Here is a 15315-nt window from a genome sequence, read left to right on the forward strand (position 1 = left end):
CGTGCTTCCCTCCCGTATCCGCACCGCCCGCACGACGGCCGTGGTCGCCGCCGCCCTGCTGCTCGCCGCCACCGGGTGCACCACCTTCTCCTCCGAGGGCCGCGACCGCTACCAGTCCCTGGAGGCGGGGCCCGCGACGACCGCGCCCCCCACCGCCGCCGAGGAGACCCCGTACGACATCACACCGCTGCTCAGGCCCGCCGGGCAGAAGAAGTACCTCGGCATGGCCGCCGACGGTCTGCCCGGCTCCCTGAAGCCCCTGAAGACCTTCGCCCGGCAGGCGGGCAAGCAGCCCAACCTGGTCGGCTACTACGCCGCCTGGGGCGACCGCTTCGACGAGGGCAACGCCGCCGCCGTGTGGAACGAGGGCGCGCTCCCGCTGATCTCCTGGGAACCGCACAAGACCCCCCTCGCCGACATCGCGGCGGGCCGGGGCGACGACTACATCCGCACCTACGCCCGGGCCGTCCGCGAGCTGAACCTGCCGGTGGCGATCAGCTTCGCGCACGAGATGAACGGCGACTGGTACCCGTGGGGCACCAAGAAGACCACCCCGGCCGAGTACACCGGCGCCTGGAAGCGGATGCACGACCTCTTCGAGGAGGTCGGCGCGACGTCCGTGATCTGGGTCTGGACCCCCAACGTGATCAACCCGATGCCCTCGGTGAAGCTGAAGCCGTACTTCCCCGGTGACGACTACGTCGACTGGGTCGGTGTGATCGGCTACTACGCCCAGCACGGCGCCACCACCTTCGAGACGCTCTTCGACCCGACGCTGAAGCAGGTCCGCACCTTCACCCGCAAGCCGGTGATCATCCCCGAGACGGCGTCCGAGGGCGGGCAGCGCAAGCCGGCCGACATCAAGGACCTGTTCCGGGGCGTCGAGAAGCGCGACGACGTCATCGGCTTCGTCTGGTTCGACTACAACAAGGAAGCCGACTGGCGCATCAGCAGCGGCCCGCTCGCCCAGCGGACCTTCCGCGACGAGGCGCGCGGCTCCGAGGCGTTCGGCTTCGATCCGGGCAATCTCCGATGAGCCCCGACACCGTACGGCTGCGCAAGGCCGACATCGCCGCCGGGCTCACCCCCGCGTACACCATCCCCGTGGTGCCGCCCTCCGCGTGGACGGTCAACTCGCGGCGCAGCGTGCGCATCGGCCGCGTCCTGCTGCTGTGCGTCCTCGCCGTGCAGGCCGGGCTCTCCTCCCGGATGGGCGGCCGGGCCTTCCCCGGCGAGGCGCGCACCCTGGTCCACGGGCACCTCCAGCTCGACGCGTTCGGCTCGGTGCCGCTGGCCGACCCCGCCTCGGGGCTGCCGTCGCTGTACCCGGTGCTCGCCGCGCTCACCGACTCGGCGTTCGGCCTGACCGGCGTCCGCGTCCTGAGCCTGCTGGCCATGCTCGGCACGACCGCCTTCGTGTACGCGCTGAGCGCCCGCCTCTTCCGGGCGCGCGCCGCGCTCGGGGCGGCGGCCCTGTTCTCCGTCTGCGAGTCGACGGTGTTCTCCGGGTTCCTCGCGGACGGGGCGGCGCTCGGCCTGTGCCTGCTGGTCCTCGCCGGGTGGCTGGTGGCCCGGGGCGGCGGCGAACGCCCCGGCGCGGTGCTGCTCGCGGTGGTCCCCGCCGTGCTGTCGGCCGCCTTCGCGTGGGGCACGGTGCTGTTCCTGCCGACGCTGGTGGTGCTGGCGGCGCTCACGTGCCTGCCGGGCGGCCCCGGCAAGGCGGTGCTGCGGGCCGTGCTGTTCGCCGTGCCCACCGGGCTGCTGCTGTACGCCGGGGCCCTGCTGCTCACCGCCTGGGCCGGTCCCGGGCAGGCGCTGCGGCACGCGTCGGACACCCCCGCCGCGGTCCTCTGGGACATCGCCCAGTGGGGCGGTCTGGTCTTCCTGTGCGCCGTCGGCGGCGGCGCTGCCTACGTCCGCCGGGCGCGCCTGGCCGAGACGTCCTGGGCCCGCATCGCGGTGCCGGGCCGGGTCCGCCGGGTGCTGCTGGCGGTGCTGCTGTGCGCGAGCCCGCTGCTCGCGGTCGGCTACGTGCTGGTCACGCCGGGCGAAGCGGTCGCCTTCCAGAACCTCGGGTACGGGCTGGCGCTGGCCGCCCCGCTGGCCGGGCTCGGCCTGTCACGGCTGGTCGGCGCGCACTTCCGCAACCCCCAGCTGGGCATCCTGGTGTACGTCGCGGTGCTGGTGCTCGGCCTGGTGCGGGCGCACAACGCGTTCGTACCGCCGGACTCCACCCGGGCCACCGAGGCCCTCGCGAAGATCGTCACGGCCGACGGCCGCTACCTGGCCGACGAGCCCGCCGTACCCGCGTACTACCTGCGCGACAGGACGCGCGAGGCGCAGTGGGAGCGCACCGGCCGGACCGAGACGCCCCGGGACCTCGCGGCCGGCCGCTACGACGCGGTCGTGCTGTCGGGCCGCCCGGACTCCGCCGAGGACACCGCGCTCACCCGGTCCCTGCGCGCGAACCCCCACTATCGGCTGCTCACCGAGGACGCCTACGTCAGCGCCGCCGGGCCGAGCTCCTACCGCATCTGGATCAAGAAGTGACAGTCATCGACGCCGCCCGCCCCGCCGCGCCCGGGGAAGCTCCCGAGGAAGCTGCCGACCGGCCGCGCACCGCCGCCCGGAAGCTGCGCCGGACCGTCGCCGCCCGCCGGTCCGCGACGGTCGCGTTCCTGCTGCCCACGGCGGTGGCGCTGGCGTTCCTGCTGTACGGCATCGGGGACCGGCAGCTGTGGCAGGACGAGCACGCCACCTGGTGGGCGGCGATGCTGTCGTTCCCCGACCTGGGCACCCTCCTCAAGGGCGTGGATGTGGTCTTCGCGCCCTTCTACGTCCTGATGCACCTGTGGACGTCGCTGTTCGGCACCTCGGAGACGGCCCTGCGGCTGCCCTCGGCGCTGGCGATGGCCGCCGCCGCGGGTCTGCTGGGGCTGCTCGGCCGCCGGCTGTTCGACCTGCGCACCGGGCTGCTGGCCGGTCTGGTGTTCGCGGTGCTGCCGACGGTCACCCGGTTCGGCCAGGAGGCCCGCCCGTACGCCTTCGCCGTCGCGTTCGTCCTGCTGGCGACGCTGCTGCTGGTCCGGGTGCTGGACCGGCCCTCGGTCAAGGGCTGGGCGCTGTACGCGGCGTGCCTGCCGCTGGTCGGCTGGAGCCACCTGGTCTCGCTCTCGGTACTGGCGGCGCACCTGTGCGCGGTGCTGTCGGCGCGTCGTACCGGTGACCGCACGTCGGCCTGGGGGTTCTCCGGTTCGGTGCTGGTGGGGGTCTCCTTCGTACTGCCGATGGCCGCGCGCGGTTCGGGGCAGAGCGGCCAGATCTCCTGGAACAACCCGACCCTGCAGACCTTCCTCGCATTCCCCCGCGACGTCGTCGGCTCCTGGCAGACGGCGGTCCCTCTGCTGGTGCTGGGCGTCGTCGGCATGGCGCTGGCCGGGCGTCCGCGGGTGATGCTTGCGGTCTGGGCCCTGCTGCCGCCGCTGCTGACCTTCGCCACCGCCGACGTGCTGCGGCTCTTCTACTACCGCTATCTGCTCTTCACGCTGCCCGCCTGGGTGCTGCTGGCGGCGGTGGCGGTGTGCCGGCTGACCGGCCCGTGGTCCGCCCGTACCCGCAGGCAGCCGTTCGTCTGGCTGGGCTGGGTCCTGGCCGCCGCCGCGGCGACCGCCGTGCTCTGGCTGTCGCTGCCCGGCATGAACACGGCCCGGCAGGCTCAGCGGGACATCTGGTGGGAGCCGGACTACCGGGGCACCGCCCGGCTGATCGAACGTCAGCAGAAGCCGGGCGACGCCGTCGTGTACGGCGGGGCCACCTCCGGCACGATCGTCCGGCGGGGCCTGGCCTACGAACTCCGGGACGCCCCCCGGCATCCGGCGGACGTCCTGGTCTCCACCACCGCGCAGGAGGCGGGGGCCTTCGCACCGGCCGAGGCCGCCCCGCCCAAGAAGGCGCTGCGCGGTCACGACCGCGTCTGGGTGCTCACCTCCCCCGCGAGCGGCGATCCGTACACGGGACTGAACCCGGGGACGGTGTCGGTGCTGCGCAGTGGCTACGAACCGACGGCCACCCACCGGTTGAAGAACGTCACGGTGACGCTCTTCGAACGCTCCCACCGCTGACGCGAAGGGCTCAGACCCTCGCCCACGCCGCCAGCGAGAGCCCCTTCTCGTCCGTGCGCTGGCGGGCCACGTGCAGGGTGCCGTCCGTCGCGACGACCGCCATGACCACCCGGCCCGTCGCGTCCACCGCCAGGGCCGGCGGACCCACGCACTCCGGGCCCGTCGGCGTCCACCACAGGCCCTCGTCCTCCGCGAGGGTCCGGCACGCGGCCAGGGCGGGGCGGCCGTCGGCGGTGCGGTGGGCCAGGATCGTGCAGTCGTGGCCGTCGAGGGGCGCGCGCAGGGCCGCGAGCGGGGTGGCGGAGTCGGGCTCGCTGCCGTGGAGGAGGACCGGGGGCCGGTCCGGGTGGTGGGCGGAGACGGCGGTCGCGGGGTCCGGCTCCGCTGTCGTCCCGGTGTCCGGTCCGGATTCCGGAGGTGTGAGCGCGTAGTACGTGAGCTCGCCGTCCGTCGTTTCCAGGCCCGTCAGTGTGCCCGCCGACGCGGTGAAGGGCAGGGTCGTCGGCGCGGAGAACGCCGCGCCCGGGGTGGGCTGGGTCCAGTGCAGGGTCGCGTTCCTGGTCGTCACCGCCAGCAGGTCCACCCGGCCGGACGCGGTCGGGATCGCGGTCAGGGGGATCTCGCAGCCCGCGCCCTTCAGGTCCTTCCAGCCCTCCCACTTGCCGTTCGCCGCCTGGCGTCGCATCAGAACGCCGCCGTAGCCGTTGCGTACGAACACGTGCACCGCGCCCGCCGCGCCGACCGCGATCGCGGGCAGGCCCATCCGGGCCACCCGGGCCGGATCACCGTACGGATGGCTGCCGAGCGAGTACCAGGCGGCCAGCGGGCGGCCCGACTGGTACTGCGTCGCGTGGACGTACTCCACGCCGCCGTTCGCGCGCCGTCGGCGGCCCACGACGTGCACGAACCCGTCCGGGCCCTGTGCCACGGCCAGGCCTTCCGTGTCCGGTGCCGGAAAGACCTCCGGGCCCTGCCAGTCCGGCCCGCCCGGGCGGGTCTCGGTCCAGCGCAGCAGGGCGCCGTCGGCCGCTCCGTACGCGCTGAGCCGTCCGTCCTTGCCGCGCACCATCCAGCCGCGGCCCCCCACCGGGCCGGACGCCCGTCTTCCGGCCCCCGTCTCGCTCCCCAGCCCCATCGCCGCCCGCCCTGCCTTCCCCACAGTCCCGTTCATTTATTCGAGCCAAGGATAGGCGGCCGGTCCGACAGTGCCCGCCGTGGGACGCTGACCCCATGACGTCCACACCGCCCGTGCCGCCCGCCCCGCTGCCCCTGCTCGTCGTCGACGCGGCCAATGTCGTGGGGTCCGTGCCCGACGGCTGGTGGAAGGACCGGCACGGGGCGGCCGAGCGGCTGCGGGACCGCTTGCCGGTGTACGCGGACGAGGGCGTCGCCGGACGGCCGGGGCCGGTGGAGGTGGTGCTGGTCGTCGAGGGCGCGGCCAAGCGGGTCGATTCCGTGCCGGGCGTGCGGGTCGTCGCCGCCCCGGGCAGCGGGGACGACCGCATCGTCGAGGTCGTCGCCACGCGTGAGCCTGCCGGGCGGGACTGCGTCGTCGTCACCGCCGACCGCGAGCTGCGCCGCCGGGTCGAGGCGTACGGCGCCGAGTGCGTGGGGCCTCGTACCGTACGGGGCTGAGTTCCGCCGTTCCTCCTCCTCCCCCCCGCACCGGCCGGTCAGCGCGAGCGCGCGTACAGGACCGCCCCGTCCACCGTCGCCACCCGCTCGTACTCCTCGTCCAGGATGCGGCGGAGCGTCGGCATCCGGTCCGGGCCGTACGGCTGGCCCCGGGAGTCGTCGACGATCAGGGGCGGGCGCTGCTCGGCGAGTTCACGGCGCAGGACGGGCCAGCTGCCCTCGACGCCGTACCGCTCCCCCACCAGGGAGCCGTTGCGGCCGCCGCTGAAGTTCGTGAGGAGGCCGGCGGTCAGGTAGCGGCTCGCGGGGGTGCGGTCGGCCAGCCAGTACGTCTCGGGGTGCATGCCCCAGATCAGGACGGGGTCGTTGGCGGACGTACGGGAACGAATGGCGTCCGCGAGCCGCTGGGCGTGGCCGAGCTCGGGCCGGGGGGCGAGGAACCCCCAGGTCAGGAAGACCGCACTGGCGCAGGCGAGGGCGGTGAGCGCGCCGGTGGTCCAGCGGCGCGGCAGGGCCTGGAGGGCGGCGGTGCCGAGCAGGGCGAGGGGCGGCATCAGCTGGAGGTAGTAGTGCCCGAAGAAGTGGAATCCGGTCATGACGGCGACGACGGACGCCGCGAGCCACAGCCACAGGTCCGCGCCGGGCACCCTCCACCGTCGTACCAGAGGAACCAGCAGGCCCAGGCAGGCGGCGGCCAGGATGCCCGCGTTGCCGAGCCCCCGGCCGAGCGCATGCAGTCCCGAACCGGTCAGGTCTGCGTACGAACCGGAACCCGTGACCACCCAGAAGAGGAAGCGGGACGGCCCGGTGAGGAGGGCCACGGCGGCGACGGGGACGCCGAAGCCCGCGATCGTACGGACCAGAGCCCGGCCCCTCGTGGACGTGCTCCAGGCGAGCCACAGCACGGGCAGGAGTACCGCCCCGCCGGTCTGCTTGGCCAGGAAGGCCCCGGCGGCGGCCGCACCCGCCCAGACCCAGACCCTGCGGTCGGCGCACCAGACGGCGAGCGCGGTGAAGGGCAGGGTGAAGAGGCCGAAGGAGGCGGCCTGGGTGTCCTCGGGGTGCAGCCCCACGGAGATCAGCAGGAACCCGACCCCTGCCGTCACGCCTGCCCGGTCCCCCCACCTGCGACGGGCGAGGGAGGCGAGGAGGGCGGCGGTCGCGAAGAGGGCCAGGATCGCGAGGACCTTGAGGGGGACGAGGGAGTGGTCGCCGAAGAGGCCGAGGGCGGCTTCGTACAGCCAGGGAACGAGGGGCGGCTTCCGGTCGACGACGGTGTCGTACAGCACCCCGCCCTGCGCGAGCTGTCGCGCCTGCACGGCGAGGAAGCCTTCGTCGGGGTTCCAGAGGGGGTGGAGGAAGGAGGGGGCGCGGGTGAGGGCGGCGAGGAGGAGGAGCGCGGGCAGGAGGCGGCGCCAGTAGGGGTACGGGGCGGGGGCGGGGGCTGTGGACGCGGCCTCGGCGAGCATGCCCCCCAAGTTATCCGCCCTCGCCCGTCAACCACCCCGCAGGGCAGCGCCCCTTCAGGGGCGCGGGGAACTGCGCGACCAGCCACGACGCACCCGCACGGGACCGAGACCCACCACCGCCTGCACGGGACCCGCCCCCCTGCCCCCGCGGGTTTAGGTGAAGGGGCGGGGCTGGGGACCCCTTGCCCCGGCGGGGCAGAGCTGCGCATGCCCGGCACCGGGAGGCGACCCCAGGGCCCGGGCGGTGACGTGCACCCGGTATCGGGGCGAAGCCAGGGGCGGCACCCGGCTGGGCCGGTAGCGGAAGGGGCCGCCCCCTTGCCCGCCCGTCCCGCCCCCGGGGGGCGGCCCCGCCGCCCAAGGGGGCTGGGGGAAGGGGGCGAGGGCCCCCAGCACAAGAGGGCTACGGGCGCTACGGGGACGATGGCTACTTCGGCGCAGCCCCAACCCCCTTCCCCAGCCTGCTGTTCCGCCTCCCGTACACGAAGTACACCCCGATCCCGATCAGCATCCACACCCCGAACCGCAGCCACGTCTCCGCCGGCAGGTTCAGCATCAGCCACAGCGAGGCCAGGACCGACAGGGCCGGGATGAACGGCACCAGCGGGGTCTTGAAGGACCGCGGCAGGTCCGGCCGCTTGCGGCGCAGGATGACGACGCCCACCGCGACGACGACGAAGGCGAAGAGCGTACCGATGTTGACCAGTTCGGCGAGTTCGTCGATGGAGGTGAAGCCCGCGACGACCGCGACCAGTCCACCGAGCAGGATGGTGGAGCGGTACGGGGTGCCGAAGCGCGGGTGGACCTGCGAGAAGGTCTTCGGGAGCAGTCCGTCGCGGCTCATCGCGAAGAAGACCCGGGACTGACCGAGCAGCAGAATCATGCACACGGACGTGAGCCCCACCGCCGCACCGAAGCTGATCAGCCCCGCCCAGAAGGGATGCCCCACCGACTTGAACGCGTCCGCGAGCGGCGCGTCCGTGGACAGCTCGTTGTACTTCTGCATGCCGGTGACGACGACCGAGACCGCCACGTACAGCAGTGTGCAGATGATCAGGGAGCCGAGGATGCCGCGCGGCACGTCGCGCTGCGGCAGCTTGGTCTCCTCGGCCGCCGTGGCGACGATGTCGAAGCCGATGAAGGCGAAGAAGACGACGGCCGCCGCGGTGAAGATGCCCATCACACCGAAGGTGGTCGGGGTGAAGCCGAAGATCAGCTGGACCAGCGGGGCGGTGAGGCCCTCGCCGCCGTCGCTCGCCTTGGTCGGCGGGACGAACGGCTTGTAGTTGGCACCGGAGATGAAGAAGGCGCCGACGATGATGACCAGCAGGACGACGGTGACCTTGATGCCGACGATGACGCTGGTCACGCGGGAGGAGAGCTTCATTCCGGCGACCAGGATCGCGGTGATGACCAGCACCAGGATGCAGGCCAGCAGGTCGAAGCCGAACTTTCCGTCATGTGTTCCGGAGAGGAAGTCCGGGAGGTTGATGCCCGCCGTGTCGAGCAGGGAGCGCATGTAGCCGGACCAGCCGACCGCCACCACCGCACAGCCGAGCGCCAGTTCCAGGACGAGGTCCCAGCCGATGATCCAGGCGGGCAGTTCGCCCAGCGATGCGTAGGAGAAGGTGTACGCGGACCCCGCGACCGGGACGGTCGAGGCGAACTCGGCGTAACAGAGGGCCGCCAGGCCGCAGACCACACCGGCGACGACGAAGGCGAGGGCGACCGACGGGCCCGCCGTCTCCTTCGCGATCTTGCCGGTGAGGACGAAGATGCCGGTGCCGATGATCACGCCGACGCCGAAGACCGTGAGGTCGAGGGCGGAGAGGGACTTCTTGAGCGCGTGCTCCGGCTCTTCGGTGTCCCGGATGGACTGCTCGACGGTCTTCGTGCGGAAGACGCCGTTCTGCCTCGCACTCGATGAATCCGATGACCTTGCTGATGAACCCGTTGATCCTTGGTGTTCCGTGCTCACCGCAGCACCTCCGCCGGTCGGGCCGTCCCCACCTCTGAGTGGAGGGTCACCCGCAATCATCGTGATCATTCGTGCGGCTTCGCGACTGCGCGAACAGGTTTTCACCCGATGGGGCGAATGTACGAAAAAGTCCGGCCCGGAGGTTTCCCTCCGGGCCGGACACAGATGGTGCGAGCCCCGAAACAGGGCCTCCGCGTCAGTCGCGTACGGCCGCCTCCGCCGCCACCGAACGCTCCAGCCGTCCGTCGATCTTCGCGACCAGGCCGGTGACCTGACGGGCGATGTCCGGAGCGGTCAGCCCGATCTCGGCCAGCACCTCCTTGCGGGAGGCGTGGTCCAGGAAGACCGGCGGAATGCCGAAGTCGCGCAGCGGTACGTCCACGTCCGCGTCCCGCAGCGCCTGCGCGATGGCGGAACCGACGCCTCCGGCACGGGAGTTGTCCTCGACGGTGACGACGACCCGGTGCTGCTCGGCCAGCGGGGCCATCGCCTCGTCGACCGGCTTGACCCAGCGCGGGTCGACGACGGTGGAGGAGATGCCCTGCGCGTCGAGCAGCTCGGCGACCTCCAGGCACATCGGGGCGAGCGCGCCGACCGACACCAGCAGGACGTCCGGGCGGTCCCCGTCGGTGGTGGGCTTGCGCAGCACGTCCATGCCGCCGACCTTGCCGACGGCCTTGACCGCCGGGCCGACCGCACCCTTGGAGAAGCGGACGACGGTGGGGGCGTCCTCGACCTGGACGGCCTCGCGCAGCTGGGCGCGGACCTGGTCGGCGTCGCGCGGGGCGGCGATCCGCAGGGTCGGGACGACCTGGAGGATCGACATGTCCCACATGCCGTTGTGCGAGGCGCCGTCGGTGCCGGTGACCCCGGCCCGGTCCAGTACGAAGGTCACACCGCACTTGTGGAGGGCCACGTCCATCAGAACCTGGTCGAAGGCACGATTGAGGAATGTCGCATACACGGCGAACACGGGATGCAGGCCGCCGGTCGCCAGACCCGCCGCCGACACCGCGCCGTGCTGCTCGGCGATGCCCACGTCGTAGACCCGGTTCGGGAAGGCCTTGGCGAACTTGTCCAGGCCTACCGGCTGGAGCATGGCCGCGGTGATCGCGACGATGTCCTTCCGCTCCTTGCCGAGCTTGACCATCTCCTCGCCGAAGACCGAGGTCCAGTCGACGCCGGAGGAGGCGATCGGCAGGCCGGTGTCCGGGTGGATCTTGCCGACGGCGTGGAAGCGGTCGGCCTCGTCCGCCAGGGCGGGCTGGTAGCCGCGGCCCTTCTCGGTGAGGCAGTGCACGATGACCGGGCCGCCGAAGCGCTTGGCGCGCTGGAGCGCGGACTCCAGGGCCTCGATGTCGTGGCCGTCGATCGGGCCGACGTACTTGATGCCGAGGTCCTCGAACATGCCCTGCGGGGCGATGAAGTCCTTGAGGCCCTTCTTCGCGCCGTGCAGCGTCTCGTACAGCGGCTTGCCGACGACCGGGGTGCGCTCCAGGAACTCCTTGCCGCGGGCCAGGAAGCGCTCGTAGCCGTCGGTGGTGCGCAGGGTGGCCAGGTGGTTCGCGAGGCCGCCGATGGTGGGGGCGTACGAGCGCTCGTTGTCGTTGACCACGATGACCAGCGGGCGGTCCTTGGCGACGGCGATGTTGTTCAGCGCCTCCCAGGCCATGCCACCGGTGAGGGCGCCGTCGCCGATGACGGCGACGACCGCGTCGTCCTTGCCGAGCACCTCGTTGGCCTTGGCGAGGCCGTCTGCCCAGCCAAGGACGGTGGAGGCGTGGCTGTTCTCGATGACGTCGTGGTCGGACTCGGCGCGCGCCGGGTAGCCGGAGAGGCCGCCCTTCATCTTCAGCCGGGTGAAGTCCTGGCGGCCGGTGAGCAGCTTGTGCACGTAGCTCTGGTGGCCGGTGTCCCAGAGGACCCTGTCCTTGGGCGACTCGAAGACGCGGTGCAGCGCGATGGTCAGCTCGACCACGCCCAGGTTCGGGCCCAGGTGTCCGCCGGTCTTGGACACCTCGTCCACGAGGAAGGTCCGGATCTCCGCGGCCAGCTGGTCGAGCTGCTCCGGGGACAGCCGGTCCAGGTCGCGCGGTCCCTTGATGCGGGTCAGCAGGGCCACCCGTGCCTCCTTGCGGTTGAACTGGCTTGAGCTTTGGACGTTCGTGCCGATCTGCCGAGTCTAATGTTCCGCGCGCGGCGACGATCGGCGGGTTGTGCGACGTGCATCACCCGTACGGGTCAACATCTGCACAAACGTGCCCGGCACCGGGGTGTCGGTGCCGGGCGCATGAGGGTTTGACTGCTATGCGAGGCCGCTCGGACCAAGGGGGTGAACGAGGCGGCTCAGACCAACCGGGTGAACGGAGTGACGCTAAGCACGCCCCGCCGCCTTCTGGCTCCTGCGGGAGACGGAGTCCAGGACCACGGCCGCCAGCAGCACCGCACCCGTGATCATCGACTGGACCGCCTTGCTGGAGGAGCCCTCCATGTACAGGCCGGTCATGATCGACTGGATGACGAGGATGCCGAGCAGGGCCGACCAGGGGGTGCCCCGGCCGCCGAAGAGGCTGGTGCCGCCGATGACGGCCGCCGCGATGGCGAGCATCAGGGTGTCGCCGCCGCCGAGGTTGGAGTCGGCGACACCGGACTGGGAGGCGATGAAGAGGCCGCCGAGGCCGCCCAGGAAGCCGGAGATGGTGAAGACGGAGATCCTGATCCAGACGACGTTGATGCCCGCCCGGCGCGCCGCCTCGACGCCGCCGCCGACCGCGAAGACCTGGCGGCCGTAGGTGGTGCGGCGCAGCACGAAGCTGGCGACGACGACCACGCCGACGAAGACGGTCAGGCCGAGCGGCAGGCCGTCCTCCTGGTTCAGGACGTACGCGGCGACGAAGACGAGGACCGCGACGACACCCGTACGCAGCAGCAGCTCGCTCATCGGGCGGTGCGGCAGGTCCGCGACCTTGCGGCGGCGGTGCTCGTTCCACTGCGACCAGGCGTACCCGGCGACGGCGACGGTGGCCAGGCCGTAGGCGGCGGCGACGTCGCTGAAGTAGTAGTTGTTCAGGTGGTAGATGATGCCGCCGGAGATGTTGTTCAGGCTCAGGGTGTTCCCGAGGACGAACAGCTGCAGGCCGCTCCAGCCGAGGAAGCCCGCCAGGGTGACGACGAAGGCGGGCACGCCGATCCGGGCGAAGAAGAAGCCGTGCAGGGCGCCGATGGCGGCCGCGCCGACCAGGCCGATCAGGACCGCGAGGCCCTCGTTCATGTCCTGCTTGATGGCGAGGACGGAGCTGGCCGCGGCGGTGAGACCGGCCACCGAGCCGACCGAGAGGTCGATCTCGCCGAGCAGCAGCACGAAGACGATGCCGGTGGCGATGAGGCCGGGGCCGACGATGTACTGCGCGATGTTGCTCAGGTTCGACGGGTCCAGGAAGCGGCCCGAGCTGATCTGGAAGATCGCCCAGATCACGATCAGTCCGGTGACGACCGGTATCGAGCCGAGCTCACCGCCCTTGATCTTCCGCTTGAACTCGGTGAGGTACCCGGCGAAGCCCTGCTCGCGCACGAGGAGCCGGGGGTCGGTCGCGGGGATCGCACCTGCCGCGACCGTGGGATCGGCGTCCACCGGAGCGGGCTTCTGGGCCTTCGAGGGCTTCTGGGGCGGGGTGTTCACGGTGTCACTCACTTCACTGCCTCCGCGCCTCGCGCCTTGCGACGGGTCACGGCGTTGTCCGTGGCTCCGGTGATGGCGGCGATGATCTCTTCGTTGGTGGTGTCCTTGACCTTGAAGACACCGTTGTTGCGTCCGAGGCGCAGGACCGCGACCTCGTCGGCGACGGCCTTGACGTCGGCCATGTTGTGGCTGATCAGCAGGACGGCGAGGCCCCGCTCGCGCAGCCGCTCCACCAGGTCCAGGACCTGGGCGGTCTGCTCGACGCCGAGGGCGGCGGTCGGCTCGTCGAGGATGACCAGCTTGGGGTCGCCGACCAGCGCGCGGGCGATGGCGACGACCTGGCGCTGACCGCCGGAGAGCGAGGCGATCGGGATGCGGACGCTCGGGATGCGGATGGACAGGGTGTCCAGGAGCTCCTTGGCGCGCTTCTCCATGGCGACCTCGTCGAGCACCTTGGCCCGGCCGAGCTCGCGGCCGAGGAAGAGGTTGGCGACGACGTCGAGGTTGTCGCAGAGCGCGAGGTCCTGGTAGACGGTGGCGACGCCGAGGCCCTGGGCGTCGTGCGGGCGCCCGATGGAGACGGCCTTGCCGTCCCATTCGATGCTGCCCTCGTCGATGGGGTGCACCCCGGCGATCGTCTTGACCAGGGTGGACTTTCCGGCGCCGTTGTCGCCGACCAGGGCGACGACTTGGCCGGCGTGGACCTCCAGGTCGACGTCGGTCAGGGCCTGCACGGCTCCGAACCGCTTGGAGACTCCGCGTAGCGCGAGGACGGGCGCAGCGGACATGTGAACCATCTCCTTCGTCCGCCGGCAGGTGCGGCGGAGGGCCGCCGCAGCGGGTTCGCGTACGGCGGGATGGGGCGTGTGGGTGGGGGGCGGACGCGCGGCGGCCGCGCCGGGGCCCGGCCGCGTCCGGCGGGCGGACGACGACCGGGACCTCGTACGCGACCCCGGCACGACAGCCGGAGGCTGTACGAGCTGAGGCTGTACGGACGGATGCGGTACGTGCGGGAGCTGTACGGAGGAGCGCTGTACGGACGGGCACGGTGCGGACGGACGCCACCGAGGTACGGACGGACGCCGCGGCGGTACGGACTGCCGCCGCGGCGGCCCCGACGTGAGCCGGGACCCTGCGGACGCACGCCGTGGCCGTACCGGCGACATCCGTGACGGTACGGAGGCAGGCCCTGCGGACCGCGCCCGTACCGCCCCGGGAATCGCCGGGCGGGGCCGTCGTGCCCAGGGTCCCGGTCCCCTGTCGGAACCGGAAGCCCCCGGACCCGGGCCGGGGAAGCGGTCCCCCGGAATCCCGGCCTGCCGCTACGCCGCTGCTACTTGATGCCCGCGTCCGCGCACGGCTTGGCGAACTCCGCCTTGCAGATGTCAGCGGTCTTGTAGAGCTGGTCCTTGACGACCGTGTCCTTGATGTTGGCCTTGGTGATGACCGTGGCCTGGATCAGCTCCGCCGGGATGCCCTTGGTGCTGGGGCTGTCGATCGTGCCGGCCAGCGAGAGCTTCTCGCCCTTCAGCAGCTTCACCGCGACCTCGGCGGTCTTGTCCGCCTCCGGCTTGTACGGCTTGTAGATGGTGAAGGACTGCGTGCCGGCGAGGATGCGCTGGATGCCCGCGAGCTCCGCGTCCTGGCCGCCGACCGGGATGCCCTTGACGCCCGCCGACTGGAGCGCCGCGACGATGCCGCCCGCCATGCCGTCGTTGGCGGAGTAGACGGCGTCGAAGCCGTCCTTGCCCAGGGAGGTGATGGCGGTGCCCATCTTCTCGCCCGCGATCTTCGGGTCCCACTCGCCCGTCTGCTCGTAGACGACCTTCTTGACCTTGCCGTCGAGGACGGAGTGCGCGCCCTTCTTGAACAGCCCGGCGTTGGGGTCCGACTCCTTGCCGTTGATCATGACGACGCGGCCGTCCGCGGCCTTGGCGCCGAGCGCGTCGAGGATGCCCTGGCCCTGGAGCTGGCCGATCTTCTCGTTGTCGAAGGAGACGTACGCGGAGACCGGGCCCTGCGCGAGCCGGTCGTACGCGACGACCTTGACGCCCTTCTTGTCGGCCTCCTCGACCCACGCCTTGGTGGCGCCGGAGTCGACCGCGTCGAGGATGATGACCTTGACGCCGGAGTCGACGAGGTCGTCGAACTGCTGCTTCTGGGTCGCGACGGTCTCGGACGCGTTCTTGTAGTTGACCTTACAGTCGGAGCAGAGCTCGGTGACCTTGGCCTTGATCAGCGGGTAGTCGAAGGATTCGTAACGGGTCGTCTTGCTCTCCGGCAGGAGCAGGCCGATCGTCTTGTCGTCCTTCTTCTCGTCCTTCTTGCCCGAGCCCGCTTCGCCGCACGCGGCGAGGGACATCGTCATCACGGCGGCAGCGGTGACGGCTATGGCGGCACGACGCAGATGGGTCTTCACAGTCCAACCTCCCT

The 15315-nt window shown here is 71.8% G+C and carries 11 protein-coding genes; 4 read left to right on the plus strand and 7 right to left on the minus strand.

The genetic code is table 11. The features are described 5' to 3' along the window. Nucleotide 1 precedes the first annotated feature (1 nt). Genes ACIO3O_RS09970 through ACIO3O_RS09980 form a run of 3 tightly spaced genes read left to right on the plus strand, consistent with a single transcriptional unit; the run spans nucleotide 2 to nucleotide 4121 of the window. Nucleotides 2-1036, plus strand: coding sequence for a glycoside hydrolase family 26 protein (locus ACIO3O_RS09970; protein WP_401744142.1), 1035 nt, complete (start codon nucleotides 2-4; stop codon nucleotides 1034-1036). Then, on the plus strand, nucleotides 1033-2550 hold the full coding sequence (locus tag ACIO3O_RS09975) for a hypothetical protein (RefSeq protein ID WP_401744144.1): 1518 nt from the start codon (nucleotides 1033-1035) through the stop codon (nucleotides 2548-2550). The genes ACIO3O_RS09970 and ACIO3O_RS09975 overlap by 4 nt, the downstream gene beginning before the upstream one ends. Then, nucleotides 2547-4121 (plus strand): glycosyltransferase family 39 protein, encoded by a 1575-nt coding sequence (locus ACIO3O_RS09980; protein WP_401744145.1) that lies wholly within the window; start codon nucleotides 2547-2549, stop codon nucleotides 4119-4121. The genes ACIO3O_RS09975 and ACIO3O_RS09980 overlap by 4 nt, the downstream gene beginning before the upstream one ends. A gap of 10 nt (nucleotides 4122-4131) precedes the next feature. Here the strand turns inward: ACIO3O_RS09980 and ACIO3O_RS09985 are convergent, their stop codons facing one another. Further along, complete coding sequence (locus ACIO3O_RS09985; protein ID WP_401744147.1) at nucleotides 4132-5292, minus strand: hypothetical protein; 1161 nt, start codon at nucleotides 5290-5292, stop codon at nucleotides 4132-4134. A gap of 59 nt (nucleotides 5293-5351) precedes the next feature. Here ACIO3O_RS09985 and ACIO3O_RS09990 point away from each other — a divergent pair, with 59 nt between their 5' ends. Then, nucleotides 5352-5756, plus strand: coding sequence for an NTP pyrophosphohydrolase (locus ACIO3O_RS09990; RefSeq protein ID WP_401744149.1), 405 nt, complete (start codon nucleotides 5352-5354; stop codon nucleotides 5754-5756). Between the two features lie 38 nt (nucleotides 5757-5794). Here the strand turns inward: ACIO3O_RS09990 and ACIO3O_RS09995 are convergent, their stop codons facing one another. From ACIO3O_RS09995 to ACIO3O_RS10020, 6 genes are all read right to left on the minus strand, one after another. Beyond that, the gene (locus tag ACIO3O_RS09995; RefSeq protein ID WP_401744151.1) at nucleotides 5795-7225 is read right to left on the minus strand and encodes a glycosyltransferase family 39 protein; all 1431 of its coding nucleotides are present in this window, start codon (nucleotides 7223-7225) and stop codon (nucleotides 5795-5797) included. Between the two features lie 427 nt (nucleotides 7226-7652). Then, nucleotides 7653-9098 carry an amino acid permease gene (locus ACIO3O_RS10000; RefSeq protein WP_401744481.1) on the minus strand — a complete coding sequence of 482 codons (1446 nt, stop codon included), beginning with the start codon at nucleotides 9096-9098 and terminating at the stop codon, nucleotides 7653-7655. 301 nt (nucleotides 9099-9399) lie between these two features. Further along, nucleotides 9400-11325 (minus strand): 1-deoxy-D-xylulose-5-phosphate synthase, encoded by a 1926-nt coding sequence (gene dxs / locus ACIO3O_RS10005; RefSeq protein WP_401744153.1) that lies wholly within the window; start codon nucleotides 11323-11325, stop codon nucleotides 9400-9402. 252 nt (nucleotides 11326-11577) lie between these two features. After that, nucleotides 11578-12894: a sugar ABC transporter permease gene (locus ACIO3O_RS10010; RefSeq protein ID WP_401744155.1), complete on the minus strand. Its 1317-nt coding sequence runs from the start codon at nucleotides 12892-12894 to the stop codon at nucleotides 11578-11580. After that, the gene (locus ACIO3O_RS10015) at nucleotides 12891-13670 is read right to left on the minus strand and encodes an ATP-binding cassette domain-containing protein (protein ID WP_401744157.1); all 780 of its coding nucleotides are present in this window, start codon (nucleotides 13668-13670) and stop codon (nucleotides 12891-12893) included. Before ACIO3O_RS10015 ends, ACIO3O_RS10010 begins: the two co-directional genes overlap by 4 nt. Before the next feature lie 545 nt (nucleotides 13671-14215). Beyond that, nucleotides 14216-15301 (minus strand): sugar ABC transporter substrate-binding protein, encoded by a 1086-nt coding sequence (locus tag ACIO3O_RS10020; protein WP_401744159.1) that lies wholly within the window; start codon nucleotides 15299-15301, stop codon nucleotides 14216-14218. Nucleotides 15302-15315 lie beyond the last annotated feature (14 nt).

Origin of the sequence: Streptomyces sp. NPDC087440 (genome assembly GCF_044744005.1) — a bacterium.
GTDB lineage: Bacteria > Actinomycetota > Actinomycetes > Streptomycetales > Streptomycetaceae > Streptomyces.